The sequence below is a fragment of the Micromonospora sp. ANENR4 genome (assembly GCF_015354395.1).
Taxonomy (GTDB): Bacteria; Actinomycetota; Actinomycetes; order Mycobacteriales; family Micromonosporaceae; genus Micromonospora; species Micromonospora aurantiaca.
On the sequence record NZ_JADKYQ010000006.1, the window covers coordinates 235,289 to 249,833 of the forward strand.

The following is a 14,545-nucleotide window of genomic DNA, read 5'->3' on the forward strand; positions in this document are numbered from 1 at the left end:
TAACCTTAGCGGCCGTTCATGTCGCGGACGGCGGAGTCGAGCCAGGGGAGGCCGGTCGTGGCGCGGGAGTTCACCAGGGTGGGCGTGGTGGGTCTGGGCACCATGGGTGCCGGCATCGTGGAGGTGTTCGCCCGCAACGGCGTCGACGTCACAGCCGTCGAGATCTCCGACGCGGCGCTGGAGCGCGGCCGGACCACGCTCACCGGCTCCACCGACCGGGCCGTCGCCAAGGGCAAGCTCGCCGAGGCCGAGCGGGACGCCCTGCTCGCGCGGGTCGACTTCCGGGTCGGCCTGGACGCGCTGCACGACGTGGACCTGGTGATCGAGGCGGTGCCCGAGCACCTGGACCTCAAGCAGCGGATCTTCGCCGAGCTGGACCGGGTCTGCAAGCCCGAGGCGATCCTCGCCACCAACACGTCGTCGCTGAGCGTCACCGAGATCTCCGTCGCCACCACGCGGCCCAACCAGGTCATCGGCATCCACTTCTTCAACCCGGCCCCGGTGATGAAGCTGGTCGAGGTGGTCCGCACGGTGGTCACCTCCGCCGACGTGGTCGCCGACGTGGAGGCGCTCTGCGAGCGGCTCGGCAAGGTCGACGTGACGATCAGCGACCGGGCCGGGTTCATCGCCAACGCGCTGCTGTTCGGCTACCTGAACCACGCGGTCGGCATGTTCGAGGCCCGCTACGCCACCCGCGAGGACATCGACGCCGCCATGAAGCTCGGCTGCGGTCTGCCGATGGGCCCGCTGGCGCTGATGGACCTGATCGGTCTGGACACCGCGTACGAGATCCTCGACACGATGTACCGGCGCGGCGGCCGGGACCGCCGGCACGCCCCGGCCCCGCTGCTCAAGCAGATGGTCACCGCCGGTCTGCTGGGTCGGAAGTCGGGCCGCGGCTTCTACACCTACGAGCGGCCGGGTTCGCCGAAGGTCGTACCCGACGAGTACACGCCGCTCGCCGCGGACGCCGCGCTCGCCGACGGCGCCCGCGCCATCGCGAAGGTCGGCGTGGTCGGGTCCGGCACCATGGCCACCGGCATCATCGAGGTGTTCGCCAAGGCCGGGTACGAGGTCATCTCGGTGACCCGGGGCGCGGAGAAGTCCGCGAAGGTCTGCGAGGCGGTGAAGACCTCGCTGAACAAGGGCGTGGTGCGGGGCAAGCTCAGCGAGACCGACCGGGACGACGCGCTCGGCCGGATCACCTGGTCCGCGACGCTGGAGCACCTGGCCGACGTCGACCTGGTGGTCGAGGCCGTGATCGAGGAGCTGAGCGTCAAGAAGGCGCTTTTCGCCAGCCTCGACGAGATCTGCAAGCCGGGCGTCGTGCTCGCCACCACCACCTCGTCGCTGCCGGTGATCGACGTGGCGATGGCGACCCAGCGTCCCGCCGACGTGGTCGGCCTGCACTTCTTCAACCCGGCGCCGATCATGCCGCTGGTGGAGATCGTGCAGACCATCCGCACCTCCGCCGAGACGTCGGCCACCGCCCGCGCGGTCTGCGCGAAGCTCGGCAAGACCGGCGTGGTCTGCGGTGACCGGTCCGGCTTCATCGTCAACGCGCTGCTGTTCCCGTACCTGAACGACGCGGTGAAGATGCTGGAGGCCAGCTACTCGACCGCCGACGACATCGACTACGCGATGAAGCTCGGCTGTGGCTACCCGATGGGCCCGTTCGAGCTGCTCGACGTGGTCGGCCTGGACGTCTCGCTGGCCATCCAGCGGGAGCTGTATCTGGAACTGCGCGAGCCCGGATTCGCCCCGGCGCCGCTGCTGGAGCACCTGGTCACGGCCGGCTACCTGGGCCGCAAGTCCGGCCGCGGGTTCCGCGACCACACCCGGCGCTGACCGCTGTCAACAGCCGGGCCCGGTGACGGCGTCTTCGAGGTGTGACCTTCGAGGAGTACGTCGGCAGCCGCGGCCCGGCTCTGTTGCGTCTGGCCCGGCTGCTGACCGGCGACGCGCACCGGGCCGAGGACCTGACCCAGGACGTGCTGGCGCGCGCGTACGTGCACTGGCGGAAGATCGCCCGGATCGATCGGCCCGACGTGTACGTGCGCCGGATGCTCGTCAACGCCAACACGTCCTGGTGGCGGCGGCGGTCCAACCGCGAACTGGCGGTGGACACGTTCGCCGACCGGCCCGAACGCGGAGACCTGAGCGGCGAGGCGGCGGACCGGGACGAGATGTGGGGGCTGATCCGCGCCCTCCCGGACCGCCAGCGCGCCGTGCTGGTGCTGCGCTACTACGAGGACCTGGACGACGCCACGATCGCCCAGATCCTCGACTGCTCCCCGGTCACCGTCCGCACCCACGCGATGCGGGCGCTCGCCCACCTCCGGGAGCGCTGCGGCGTCCCGATGACAAAGGGGAGCCGGCCGTGACCGACCTCGACCAGCGGATCGCCTCGGTGCTGCGGGAGCACGCCGAGGGCGAGACAGACACCGGGCGCCTGCTGCGCCGCTCCCGCGCGCTCGGCCGGCGCCGGCAGGTACGCCGCCGACTCACCGCCGGCACCGCGCTCGCCCTGGTCGGCGTGCTCGGCTTCACCGGCGCGATACGCGCGGACGTGGGCGGGCTGGCCGGGCGGATGCCCTGGACGGCCGCAACCCCGGAGGCGGCGCCACCGCCGGTGCCGCCGCTCGCCGACGGGGTGCCCGGGGCGCTTCAGCGTCCCGATCTGGTGGGTACCGACCCGCAGGTGCTGCACCTAGGCGTCGACACCACCCGGGCCCGCTATCTGGGCTGGTCCGTCCACAGCGCCAACCTGGTCGAGTCGATCCGGTTCAGCGTCGGTGACGGGCACCCGGTCCTGCTCGAGGTGAGCCCGGTGGCGAAGACCCTCGACGACACCCCGATCGAAGGCTTCCCGGTGCAGGCCGTCAGCGGTCGGCTGACCTTCGACGGTGCCGTGTTGCGGGTTGCCGGTACCGACGGTCTGGTCAAGTCGTGGCAGCCCTTCCCCGGTCTCTACGCCCGGGCGGCCACGCTTCGCGGTGACGTAGCCGCCTTGGACCGGGTGGCCGGTCTGGTGCGCTGGGAGGAAGCCCGGCGATGCACCGGGCCGGTCCGACCGACCACGTTGCCGGCGAATGCGGCGGTGACGGGATGCTCGGTGGACGCGGCCGCCTTCCCGAAGGGCCTCACGGTTCAGCTCACCGTCTTCCGGGCACCTTCGTCGAACATGTGGATCAAGCTGGTCTACGGGGCGGAGATGGGGGAGGACACGGGCCGCGCCAGCAACCGCGACCTCGGTGGCCGTCCGGGCTTCCGGTATCCGGACGGCAACCGCCTGGAACTGCTCGGCCTGCCCAAGGTGCGGTTGACAGTCGACTTCGCCTGGCCCTTCCCCGGCTACGGACCCCCGGGCCAGGTGAACTTCACCGAGGCCGACGCGGCGACGGTGCTCGTCGGGACGAAGGTGGCGAGAGACCTCACCCGTCCGCAGACCTGGCCCTGATCGGTCACCACGAGCAGATCCTGGTGCGGAACGGCCCCGGGAAGGGCGCATCCGTACCAAGATCGCCCGACCCGGGTCCGGCCGGCGGACCGTACGCTTGGTGACCGTGAGCCCTCGTCGCAACCGCCCCCGCCGGGAGGAGAACCCCGGCCTGGACGCCGAGCGTGCCCGCCACGGCGTGCCGACAGTGCAGCAGTGGCGCGACGGCGACTGGCAGATACGCGCGATCAGCGGCGGGGCATCGGTCAAGACGTACCGTTGTCCCGGCTGTGACCAGGAGATCCGTCCCGGCGTGGCGCACGTGGTGGCCTGGCCGGCCGACGACCGGGGCGACCTGACCGACCGCCGGCACTGGCACTCCGGCTGCTGGCGGGCCCGGGACCGGCGCGGGCCGAACCTCCAGCGCGGCCGGGGCGCCCCGCGCTACGGCTGAGCGATCTGGATCACCCGGTTCCCGTCCCGCTGGGCGGCGGGGCCGCCGACGCGGGAGACTGGCAGGCGTGAGCACTCCGATTCGCGCGTCGTCGATCCTGCCCGGCCGCCGGGAGGACATCGAGCTGCACACCGCCGACGGGCTGACGCTCGTCGGCGAGCTGGCCCGGCCGCTGGACCGTGAACCGGCCGCCACACTCGTCTGCCTGCACCCGCTGCCCACCCACGGCGGGATGATGGACAGCCACGTGTTCCGCAAGGCGGCGTGGCGGCTGCCCGCGCTGGCCGGCCTGGCCGTGCTCCGGTTCAACACCCGGGGCACCAGCAGCGTCCGCGGCACCAGCGAGGGGGCGTTCGACGGCGCCGTCGGCGAGAAGTTCGACGTGGCCGCGGCGATCGAGTACGCCGAGTTCCACGAGCTGCCGAACATCTGGCTGGTCGGGTGGTCGTTCGGCACCGACCTGGCGCTGAAGTACGGCTGCGACCCGGCGGTGGCCGGCGCGATCCTGCTCTCCCCGCCGCTGCGCTACTCAGCCCCGGAGGACCTGGGGGTCTGGGCCGAGACGGGCAAGCCGCTCACCGCGCTGGTCCCCGAGTTCGACGACTACCTGCGGCCGGAGGAGGCCCGGGAGCGCTTCGCCGCCGTGCCGCAGGCCGAGGTGGTGGGCGTGGACGGCGCCAAGCACCTCTGGGTCGGCGACGCGGAGAAGGTGCTGGACGAGATCGTCCGGCGGGTCGCCCCCGGCGTACCGCTGCCGCTGCCCACCGCCTGGGACGGCCCGATGGAGACCGGCGACGTCAGCGCGTACGCCGACCGCACCGTCGCCGCGTTCGCCGACACCCCGGTGCCCGGCCCGGCCCAGCGGCGCGCCGAGTAACGGCTCAGCGCGCGTCCTGACGCGGTAGCACCACCTCGCGCAGGATCAGCTGCAACGCGGCGACCGTCGGGATCGCGATGAGCGCGCCCACCACGCCCAGCAGCGCCACCCCGAGCAGCGCGGCGAGCAACGCGGCCACCTCGTTGACCGACACCGCCCGGCGCATGATCTTCGGATAGATCAGGTAGTTCTCCACCTGCTGGTAGAGCACGAAGAACACCAGGCAGGCGATGCCCACCGGCAGGTCGGTGGCGAGCCCGACGAGCGTCACCACCACCGCGCCCAGCGTCGCGCCGATCTGCGGGATCAGGTCGGTCACCGCGACCACCACGGCCAGGGCGAACGGGTACGGCAGGCCGACCGCCAGCGCGAACACGAACGTGCTCACCCCGGCCAGCACCGCGATGGCGAGCGCACCGACCATGTACGCGCCGACCCGGGTGAGGATCTCGTCGCCGATCAGCCGGACCCGCTCCCGGCGTGAGCGCGGCGCCAGCGCGTACCCGAGTTCGCGCAGCTTGTCGAAGTACGCCAGGAAGTAGATCGTCAGCACCAGCACGGTGAGCAGACGGAAGATCGTCCCGAAGATCAGTTGCGCGCCGCCGAGCACCCCGCCGAGCGCCCGCCCGACGTTGTCCGCGTTCGCCGCCGCCTGGACCCGCTCCATCACGTCGTACCGGATCACCAGGTCGTTGACCGTGGGGTTGCGGCGCAGCTCCTCGACGTACCCGGGCAGCTGCTGGATGAACTGACCGGACTGGGTCACCACCGGCGGCACCAGCGCCAGCAGCCCGGCCACGATCAGCAGCAGCAGGGTGAGCGTCACGACCGCCACCGCCAGCCCGCGCGGCACGCCCCACTTGCGCAGCCGGACCACCGCCGGGTGCAGGCCGACCGCGAGGAACAGCGCGATCACCACGAGCACCAGGATGCCGGCGGCGTTGCGGATGCCCAGGAACAACGCGTACGCGAGCAGCACGCCGAGCGCGCCGGTGAACCCGACCAGGAAGGCGCTGCGCCGCAGCGGGCGTCCCGGTACGCCGAAGCGCCCGCTCGGCTCGAACTCACCCGGCTCGACGTCGGTCGGCCGTCCGCTGCTCGTGTCCGTGCCGGATCGCGGTTCGCCGGCGGCGGTCGTGGCGTCGCGCGCGGGTTCCGCCTCGCCGGTGGGGTGCACGGCCGCCGCCTCGTCACCCGGGACGGCGGAACCCTCCTGCGACACCCGTGCCTCCCGGCTCCCGCGCTGCCCGGCTCGCCCGCCGGTGCCGTCCACGCCCGACGCGCGGCCCTCTGCCCGCAGGGTAGTCCTCGCCGTCCGCCCCGACCATCCCACCACCACTTCCCGCCGGGCCGTCCCGGCGCGGGTCACCCGCCAGTTCGGGGAGGTGGTGTGGTCCGGGTGGGTGGGATGCCGCCACTTCGCCGAAGTGGCGCTGGGTCCGCCAGGTCGGGGAGGTGGTGTGGTCCGGGTGGGTGGGATGCCGCCACTTCGCCGAAGTGGCGCTGGGTCCGCCAGGTCGGGGAGGTGGCGTGGTCCGGGTGGGGCGGATGCCGCCACCTCCCCGATCCGGCGCGGTGGGTGGATCAGTCCTTGTCGACAGTCACCGTGCTGGGCTTGGCGCTGCGCTCGTCGGTGGTCGGCTTGGTCGGGCGCTTGCCGTTCTCACCGGTGCTGGTGATCTTCGTGGGGGTGGCGCCCCGGCCGCCCTCACCCGGTACGGCGGCAACAGTGGGCTCGCCGTCGACGCCCGCTCCGCCGGGGGAGTCCATCGTGGTCACCGGTTCGCCGACCGGCTTCGCCTTGCCCGCGTCGGCGGGCTCGCCGTCACCCCTGGCCGGCCCGGCGCCGTTGGGGACCGCGGTGGCGGTGCCCTTCGCGGCCACCGGCGCCCCGCCGCCGGCCGGGGTGTCGCCGGGGCTCTCCGCGCCGCTGGTGACCGGCGTGCCCTCGCCCGCCGGCGTGCCGTCGCCGGTGGACCGGCCGGTGGAGGCGGCAGCGAGGTCGTCCGGGTCGACCGGGGTGGCCGCGATCCCGGCCGAATCGGCGTCGCGCCGCAGGTCGGTGAGGCGGCGCTGCAGGTCGTCGGACTCCTGCCGCGACTTCCAGGTCTCGGTACGCAGGTCGGCCAGCTCCTGCTGGGCCTTGGCGATCTCCAACATGACCCCGGCGAGCTGCTGCCGGCCGGCGGCCACCTCCTGCTGGGTGGCGGCCAGGTGCTGCTGCGTGGTGGCGAGGTGCTGCTGGGTGGTGGCCGCGTACTCCTCGAACTGGCGTCGCGAGGCCGCGACGTGCTCGTCGGCCTTGCGGCGCTGCGCGCCGGCATCCGCCTCGGCGCGGCGCAGCAGCTCGGCGGCCTCCAGCTCGGCCTGCTGCCGCATGCTCAGTGCGTCGGCCTCGGCGGCCTGCCGGACGTCGGCGGCGGTGCGCTCGATCTCGTCGCGCCGCGTCGTGTACGCCTGCTCCAGCTCCTCCTGCCGCTTGGCGTGCTGCTTGTCCAGCTCGTCGCGGCGCTTGGCGAACTCCTGCTCGGCGGCGGCCCGGCGCTGGGCCAGCTCCTTCTCCGCGCCGTCCCGCCGCTCGGCGACCTCCTTCTCCACGCCGGCCCGCCATGCGCCCAGCTCCTGCTGGGTCTGCGCGCGGGCCTGCTGCACGTACGCCTCGGTCTCGGTGCGCATGCGCTGCACGTACGCCTCGACCTCGGCGCGGTTGCGCTTCCCGGCCTCGGCGGCCTCGGTGGTGAGCCGGTTGGCCTCGCTGCGGGCCCGGCCGCGGGTGGCCTTGGCGGCCTCCTCCGCGTCGTCCACGATCTTCTTGGCCTCGGCCAGCGCCTTGGCGTGCGTGGCCCGGCCGGCCTCGGCGGCGGCGTCGGTCAGCCGCTTGGCCTCCTGCTGGCCCTTGGCGTGCACCTCCTTGGCCGCCTCGCGGAGCTGGTTCGCCTCCTGCTGGGCCTTGGCCAGCGCCTCCTTGGCCGACTCCCGCAGCCGCGCGGCCTCCTGCTGTGCCCGGGAGTGGATCTCCTTGGCGGTGTCGCGGAGCTGGGTGGCCTCCTGCTGGGCCTTCGCCAGTGCGTCCTGGGCGGTCCGGCGCAGCTTCTCGGCCTCGTCCTGGGCGGCCGTCCGCAGCCTCGTCGACTCGTCCTGCGCGTCCTTGCGCAGCTTCGCCGACTCGTCCTTGGCGGCCTTCAGCGTGGCCTCGGCCTCGGCCTTGCGGGCGGCGGTGTGCCGCTCCTCCTCGGTCCGGCGGGCCGCAAGCGCGATCTCGAAGTCCTTGAGCGCCTGGGCGGCCTGCTCCCGGGCCTCCTCGACGATGTGCTCGGCGGCGGCGCGGCGGGCCTCGATCTCCTCGTTGGCGGCGGCCAGGATGTCGTCTGCCTGCTCCTCGGCCATGGTGAGGATCTGCTCGACGCGCGGACCGAGGTGCCGGAACGACGCCCGGTCCACCACCGCCGCCTGCTTGCGCACCTGGGCCAGGTCGCGCTGGAGCACCTCGACCTGACCGGCCAGCTTGTGGATCTGGGTGTATGCCTGTTCCCGCTCGGTGGTCAACGCCGCGATCTCGTGCTCCGCGCGAGCGACGTAGCGGTCGACCTGCCGTTTCTCGTATCCCCGCAGGGCTGACTCGAAGCTGGGCTCCGTCGTCACGTCCCCGCCGAGCGCGAACAGTTCCTCGCCGTGCGACATGCCCCCATCCTCACACGCATCCGGCTCTGCTGGGGCGATACGGACGCCCCTTCTGGGAGCTACTTCACCCTCCTGGCGAAACGGGCCGCACAAGCATGACGGCGCGGGGCGACACCGGTCACCCGGCGTCACCCCGCGCCGTGGCTCATGCCCCCGACAGCGGGTGTAACGGTCAGCCGGCCGACTCGGCCGTCACCTTCTGCGCGGCGGCGTCGCCCTTCGGCGCCTCGGTCTTGCCGCCGGCCGGCACGCCCGGCACGATGCCGGCCAGGCCGGACAGCATCTGCCCGAGCTGCGAGGTGACCGCGTCCTTCTGACGGGTCAGGTCCTCGACCTCGCGGCGGGCCGCCTGCGTGGTCAGCTCGGCCTCGGTGCGGGCCTCGTTGAGCACCCGCTGCGCCTCGGCGCGCGCCTCGTTCAGCGTCTTGTCGGCCAGCGCCTTGGCCTTGTCGACGGTCTCGTTGGCGGTGCGCTCGGACTCGACCCGCCGGGCCTCGGCCCGCTGCTCGATCTCCTTGGCCCGCTCCTGCGCGGCGCGGGCGCGCTGCTCGGCCTCGTTCACCAGCTTCTGGGTCTGCGCGACCTGGGCGGCGTGCCGCTCCGACTCCTCGCGCTCGGCCTTCTCGCGCCGCTCGGCGAGCTGGAGCTCCAGGGCCTGCAGGTCCTTGTCGCGCTTGTCGCGCGCGTCGGTGAGCAGCTTGGTCGCCTCGGCCCGCTTCTCCTCGGCCTCCCGGGCGGCCTTGGCCCGCTGCTGGGTGATCTCCCGCTCGGCGGTGGCGCGCAGCGTGGCGACCTCGCGCTCCACGGTCGACTTCAGCTCGGCCACCTCGTGCGCGGTGACCGTACGCAGCTGCTTGGTCTCCCGGTCGGCGTCGGCGCGCAGCGTGTCGGCCTCGCGGCGGGCCTGCACGCGGACCTCGGCGGCCTCGCGCTCGGCGGCGGTACGGACGCTGCCGGCCTCACGCTCGGCGGTCGCCTTCATGGCGGCGGCCTCGGCGCGGGCCTTGTCGGTGATCTCACGCGCCTCGAGGCGGGCGGCGGAGAGGATGCCCTCCGACTCGCGCTTGGCCTCGTTGCGGTGGTCGTTGGCCTGCTCCTCGGCCAGCCGCAGGATCTGCTCGACGCGAGTGCCCAGGCCGGAGAGCGTCGGCCGGCTGTTCTCCTCGAGCTGCTTGTTGGTCTCGGTGAGCTTCTGCTCCAGCGCGCTCTGGCGCTGCTCGGCCTGCCGCAGCCGGCGCTGGGCGTCGTTCATCCGCTGCTCGGCCTCGGCGCGGGCCTGTTCGGACTGGCTCAGGGCGGCGCTGAGGCGGCCGATGAAGTCGTCGACCTGGTTGGTGTTGTAACCACGCAGGCCAACGGTGAAATCGGGCTGTGAGTTCGCGTTATCGAAGAACGCAAGAGGGGAGGACTGCTGCTGGGGCATTGGGACATACTGGCAGACGCCCCAGGGTGGTTCGCAAGAGCGGTCGGCACCTTTCGCGTCCTGTTTACATGGTCAACTCGGTCGGCCGGTGAGACCGGACCAATTGGCGATCTTGGCAGCTCCCGGGCGGGTGGGGCGGGTCGGGCTTCTGCGGGGAAGGCGGCGCGAAAAGGGCCGCGGGTGGGTACCCGCGGCCCTTTGTGCGTACGCCGGTCGAATGGTGCCCGGCTCCGCCGGAAAGGCAATCCGGTGCGACCGTACGGTCAGTGACCGCGGAACCGGTTGATGGCGCTTTCGTGGCGCGAGCGCATCTCGGTGTCCCGGACGCCGAGCCCGTCGGCGGGGGCGAGGCACCGCACGCCGACCTTGCCCTGGTGCGCGTTGCGGTGCACCTCGTACGCGGCCTGGCCGGTCTGCTCCAGCGCGTACGTCTTCGACACGGTCGGGTGCACCTTGCCCAGCGCGACCAGCCGGTTGGCCTGCCACGCCTCGTGGTAGTTGGCGAAGTGGCTGCCGACGATGCGCTTGAGGTGCATCCACAGGTAGCGGTTGTCGTACTGGTGGTTGAAGCCGCTGGTGGAGGCGCAGGTGACGATCGTGCCGCCCTTCTTGGCGACGTAGACGCTGGCGCCGAAGGTCTCCCGGCCCGGGTGCTCGAAGACGATGTCCGGGTCCTCGCCGCCGGTCAGCTCGCGGATGCGCTCACCGAAGCGCCGCCACTCGTCCTGGTCCTGGGTCTGCTCGTCGGACCAGAACTTGAACCCCTCGGCGGTCCGGTCGATGACCAGCTCGGCGCCCATCTTGCGGCACAGCTCGGCCTTCTCCGGCGAGGAGACCACGCAGACCGGGATCGCGCCGCCGTTGAGCGCCATCTGGGTGGCGTAGCCGCCGAGGCCGCCGGAGGCACCCCAGATCAGCACCACGTCGCCCTGCTTCATGTTCGCGCCGTGGTGCGAGACGAGCTGCCGGTACGCGGTGGAGTTGACCAGCCCCGGGCTGGCCGCCTCCTCCCAGCTCAGGTGGCGTGGCTTCGGCATCAGCTGGTTGGCCTTGACGATCGCCAGCTCGGCCAGGCCGCCGAAGTTGGTCTCGAAGCCCCAGATCCGCTGCTGCGGGTCGAGCATCGTGTCGTCGTGGCCGGCGGAGTCCTCCAGCTCGACCGAGAGGCAGTGCGCGACCACCTCGTCGCCGGCCTTCCACTTGGTCACGCCGGGCCCGGTGCGCAGCACCACGCCCGCGGCGTCCGAGCCGACCACGTGGTACGGCAGGTCGTGGCGGCGGGTCAGCTCGGAGAGCCGGCCGTAGCGCTGGAGGAACTTGAAGGTGGGCAGCGGCTCGAAGATGCTCGTCCACACCGTGTTGTAGTTGATCGCGCTGGCCATCACCGCGACGAGCGCCTCACCCGGGCCCAGTTCGGGGGTGGGCACCTCCTGCACGTGCAGCGCCTTGCGCGGGTCCTTGTCGCGGGTGGCCATGCCCTCGAACATGCGGGTGTCCTCGGCACGCACCACCACGCCCCGGTAGCTCTCCGGCACGGGCAGGCCGGCGAGGCCGGCGAGCTCCCGCTCCGGCTGCGACGAACCCTCCGCCGCCATGATCGCTTCGAGGATGTCCTGCACGGTGACCTCCCGTTTGTCCACACCCGCACGACGCGGGCAGGGGTGCTGCCATCGTCGGCGCCGGTGCGACGGGACCGCCATGTCGGCAATCGACACATTCGGCAACCGGTCGCCGCTGCTGTTCGGGCGGACGTTACTGAACGGTAGCTAAAGCGGGAACCCCTCTGTGAAAAACTGCATCCACCGATGCGTGGAGGTGTCCGTGGGAACGTGCAAGTGCGCACTGCCGCGCGCCTTCTCACATGCCGGGAGGGGGCCGCGACCGGCCCCCTCCACGCGCGTCAGGCGGGCTGGACCAGCTCGATCAGCACGCCGCCGGCGTCCTTGGGGTGCACGAAGTTGACCCGGGAGTCCGACGTGCCGCGCCGGGGCGCGTCGTAGAGCAGCCGGACGCCGCGCTCACGCAGCGCCGCGCATGCCACGTCGATGTCCGCCACCGTGTACGCCACCTGCTGGATGCCCGGACCGCGCTTGTCCAGGAACTTGCCGATCGTGGTGTCCGGCGAGAGCGGCGCGAGCAGCTGCACCATGCCGCCGGAGGCGTCCGGCCCGACCGCGAGCATCGCCTCGCGTACGCCCTGCTCGTCGTTGGTCTCGGTGTGCACGCAGCGCATCCCGAACGTGCGCTGGTAGAAGTCGATCGCGGCGTCCAGGTCGGCCACGGCGATCCCGACGTGGTCGATGCGGCGCAGGCCGATGTCTGTGACAAACTCGGCAGCGGGCTCGACGGGGGAGTTCTCAGCCATGACGCTAGTCTGACCGAACAATCGTTAAGGCGTACAGGTCGGCACCCCCTCGGAGGCAGGCAATGGCTTCGGTGATCGTCAGCGGCGCGCGGACCCCCATGGGGCGCCTGCTGGGCAACCTCAAGGACCTCCCCGCGACCAAGCTCGGTGGCATCGCGATCAAGGCGGCCCTGGAGCGCGCCGGCGTCGCGCCCGAGCAGGTCCAGTACGTGATCATGGGCCAGGTGCTCCAGGCCGGCGCCGGGCAGATCCCGGCCCGGCAGGCGGCCGTCGAGGCCGGCATCCCGATGTCCACCCCGGCGCTGACCATCAACAAGGTCTGCCTCTCCGGGCTGGACGCGATCGCGCTCGCCGACCAGCTCATCCGGGCCGGTGAGTTCGACGTCGTGGTGGCCGGCGGCATGGAGTCCATGACCAACGCCCCGCACCTGCTGCTCGGTCAGCGCTCCGGCTACAAGTACGGCGACGTGACGGTCAAGGACCACATGGCCCTCGACGGCCTCACCGACGCCTGGGACTGCTGCTCGATGGGCGAGTCCACCGAGCGGCACGGCGCGAAGCACGGCATCACCCGCGAGGAGCAGGACGCGTTCTCCGCGGCCAGCCACCAGCGCGCCGCCGCCGCGCAGAAGAACGGCCACTTCGGCGACGAGATCACCCCGGTGGTCATCCCGCAGCGCAAGGGCGACCCGCTGGTGATCAGCGAGGACGAGGGCATCCGCCCGGACACCACCGCCGAGTCGCTCGGCAAGCTGCGTCCCGCCTTCACCAAGGACGGCACCATCACCGCCGGCAGCTCCTCGCCGATCTCCGACGGCGCGGCCGCCGTGGTCGTGATGAGCAAGGCCAAGGCCAAGGAGCTGGGCCTGACCTGGCTGGCCGAGATCGGCGCGCACGGCAACGTGGCCGGCCCGGACAACTCCCTGCACTCGCAGCCGTCCAACGCGATCAACCACGCCCTGAAGAAGGGCGGCCTGAGCATCGAGGACCTCGACCTCATCGAGATCAACGAGGCGTTCGCGGCGGTGGGCATCCAGTCCACCCGTGACCTCGGCATCAGCCCCGACAAGGTCAACGTCAACGGCGGCGCGATCGCGCTCGGCCACCCGATCGGCATGTCCGGCGCCCGCCTCGTCCTCACGCTCGCGATGGAGCTGAAGCGGCGCGGCGGCGGCACCGGCGCGGCGGCGCTCTGCGGCGGTGGCGGGCAGGGCGACGCGCTGATCATCCACGTGCCGAACGGCGCCGAGAGCTGATTGCTGATACCTGTGAACGATGCACAGAACGCCCCGGCGGCGGCCACCGGCCCGGTGCGCCGCAGCCGGGACGTACCCATGCTGGTGGAGCGGGCCCGCGCGGGTGACCCCCGCGCGGTGGCCCGCCTGATCACCCTGGTCGAGTCCGGCGACGAGGTGCTGCCGCAGGTGGCGGCGGCGCTCGCGCCGTACGCCGGGCACGCCCAGGTGGTCGGCCTGACCGGCTCGCCCGGTGTGGGCAAGTCGACCACCACGAACGAGCTGGTCCGGGCGCTGCGGGCGCGCGGGCACCGGGTCGGCGTGCTGGCGATCGACCCGTCCAGCCCGTTCACCGGCGGCGCGATCCTCGGCGACCGGGTCCGGATGCAGGACCACGCGACCGACCCGGGCGTCTACATCCGCTCGATGTCCAGCCGGGGCCACCTGGGCGGGCTCTCGGCGGCGACGCCGCAGGCGGTGCGGGTGCTGGAGGGTGCCGGCTGCGACGTGGTGCTGGTCGAGACCGTCGGCGTCGGGCAGGCCGAGGTGGAGGTGGCCTCGCTGGCCGACACCACGCTCGTGCTGCTCGCGCCGGGCATGGGTGACGCGATCCAGGCCGTGAAGGCAGGCATCCTGGAGATCGCCGACGTCTTCGTGGTCAACAAGGCCGACCGGGACGGCGCGGACGCCACAGTCCGCGACATCCAGGGCATGATCGCGCTGGGCGAGCGCGGGCCGGGGGAGTGGCGTCCGCAGGTGGTGCGCTCGATCGCCGCCCGTGCCGAGGGCATCGACGACATCGCCGCCGCGATCGACAAGCACCGCGACTGGCTGGAGCGCCACGGCGAGCTGCGCCGCCGCCGGGAGGCGCGGGCCGCCGCCGAGATCGAGGCGATCGCGCTGGGCGTGCTGCGCGCCCGGATCGGCTCACTGCGCGACGGTACGCAGCTTCCGACGCTCGCCGCGAAGGTGGCCGAGGGCGCGATCGATCCGTACGCGGCGGCGGACGAGCTGCTCTCCCAGCTAGGCTCCTGACCCGCCCCCGCCCCGTCCACCGCTGCCACCTGACGG

Annotated in this window: 12 protein-coding genes; 7 read left to right on the forward strand and 5 right to left on the reverse strand. The window is 72.5% G+C overall.

The features are described 5' to 3' along the window. Nucleotides 1-57 precede the first annotated feature (57 nt). The 5 genes from IRY44_RS12790 to IRY44_RS12810 all read left to right on the forward strand — a co-directional run bounded on the left by IRY44_RS12790 (nucleotide 58) and on the right by IRY44_RS12810 (nucleotide 4,770). A complete protein-coding gene (locus IRY44_RS12790; protein ID WP_194800607.1) occupies nucleotides 58-1,848 on the forward strand; it encodes a 3-hydroxyacyl-CoA dehydrogenase family protein in 1,791 nt (596 codons plus the stop codon). Between the two features lie 41 nt (nucleotides 1,849-1,889). Further along, a complete protein-coding gene (locus tag IRY44_RS12795) occupies nucleotides 1,890-2,384 on the forward strand; it encodes a SigE family RNA polymerase sigma factor (protein WP_194800608.1) in 495 nt (164 codons plus the stop codon). Then, complete coding sequence (locus IRY44_RS12800) at nucleotides 2,381-3,460, forward strand: hypothetical protein (RefSeq protein WP_194800609.1); 1,080 nt, start codon at nucleotides 2,381-2,383, stop codon at nucleotides 3,458-3,460. Before IRY44_RS12795 ends, IRY44_RS12800 begins: the two co-directional genes overlap by 4 nt. A gap of 100 nt (nucleotides 3,461-3,560) precedes the next feature. Continuing rightward, nucleotides 3,561-3,893: a hypothetical protein gene (locus IRY44_RS12805; RefSeq protein ID WP_269697554.1), complete on the forward strand. Its 333-nt coding sequence runs from the start codon at nucleotides 3,561-3,563 to the stop codon at nucleotides 3,891-3,893. 67 nt (nucleotides 3,894-3,960) lie between these two features. Next, nucleotides 3,961-4,770, forward strand: a complete 810-nt coding sequence (locus IRY44_RS12810) for an alpha/beta hydrolase (RefSeq protein ID WP_194800610.1) — start codon at nucleotides 3,961-3,963, stop codon at nucleotides 4,768-4,770. Between the two features lie 4 nt (nucleotides 4,771-4,774). Here IRY44_RS12810 and IRY44_RS12815 read toward each other — a convergent pair whose 3' ends face one another. From IRY44_RS12815 to mce, 5 genes are all read right to left on the reverse strand, one after another. Then, nucleotides 4,775-5,992 carry an AI-2E family transporter gene (locus IRY44_RS12815; RefSeq protein WP_194800611.1) on the reverse strand — a complete coding sequence of 406 codons (1,218 nt, stop codon included), beginning with the start codon at nucleotides 5,990-5,992 and terminating at the stop codon, nucleotides 4,775-4,777. 362 nt (nucleotides 5,993-6,354) lie between these two features. Further along, nucleotides 6,355-8,451 carry a hypothetical protein gene (locus tag IRY44_RS12820; protein ID WP_194800612.1) on the reverse strand — a complete coding sequence of 699 codons (2,097 nt, stop codon included), beginning with the start codon at nucleotides 8,449-8,451 and terminating at the stop codon, nucleotides 6,355-6,357. Between the two features lie 172 nt (nucleotides 8,452-8,623). Further along, on the reverse strand, nucleotides 8,624-9,874 hold the full coding sequence (locus IRY44_RS12825; protein ID WP_194800613.1) for a DivIVA domain-containing protein: 1,251 nt from the start codon (nucleotides 9,872-9,874) through the stop codon (nucleotides 8,624-8,626). A gap of 263 nt (nucleotides 9,875-10,137) precedes the next feature. Further along, nucleotides 10,138-11,493 carry a crotonyl-CoA carboxylase/reductase gene (gene ccrA, locus IRY44_RS12830; RefSeq protein ID WP_194800729.1) on the reverse strand — a complete coding sequence of 452 codons (1,356 nt, stop codon included), beginning with the start codon at nucleotides 11,491-11,493 and terminating at the stop codon, nucleotides 10,138-10,140. A 281-nt stretch (nucleotides 11,494-11,774) separates the two neighbouring features. Then, entirely contained in the window at nucleotides 11,775-12,239 is a 465-nt protein-coding gene (gene mce / locus IRY44_RS12835; RefSeq protein ID WP_194800614.1) for a methylmalonyl-CoA epimerase, read from the reverse strand. Nucleotides 12,240-12,301: 62 nt separating this feature from the next. On the opposite strand from mce, the gene IRY44_RS12840 reads away from it, so the two are divergent. Both IRY44_RS12840 and meaB read left to right on the forward strand, forming a co-directional pair. Beyond that, nucleotides 12,302-13,495 (forward strand): acetyl-CoA C-acetyltransferase, encoded by a 1,194-nt coding sequence (locus IRY44_RS12840; RefSeq protein WP_194800615.1) that lies wholly within the window; start codon nucleotides 12,302-12,304, stop codon nucleotides 13,493-13,495. Nucleotides 13,496-13,507: 12 nt separating this feature from the next. Beyond that, on the forward strand, nucleotides 13,508-14,509 hold the full coding sequence (gene meaB / locus IRY44_RS12845; protein ID WP_194800616.1) for a methylmalonyl Co-A mutase-associated GTPase MeaB: 1,002 nt from the start codon (nucleotides 13,508-13,510) through the stop codon (nucleotides 14,507-14,509). Nucleotides 14,510-14,545 lie beyond the last annotated feature (36 nt).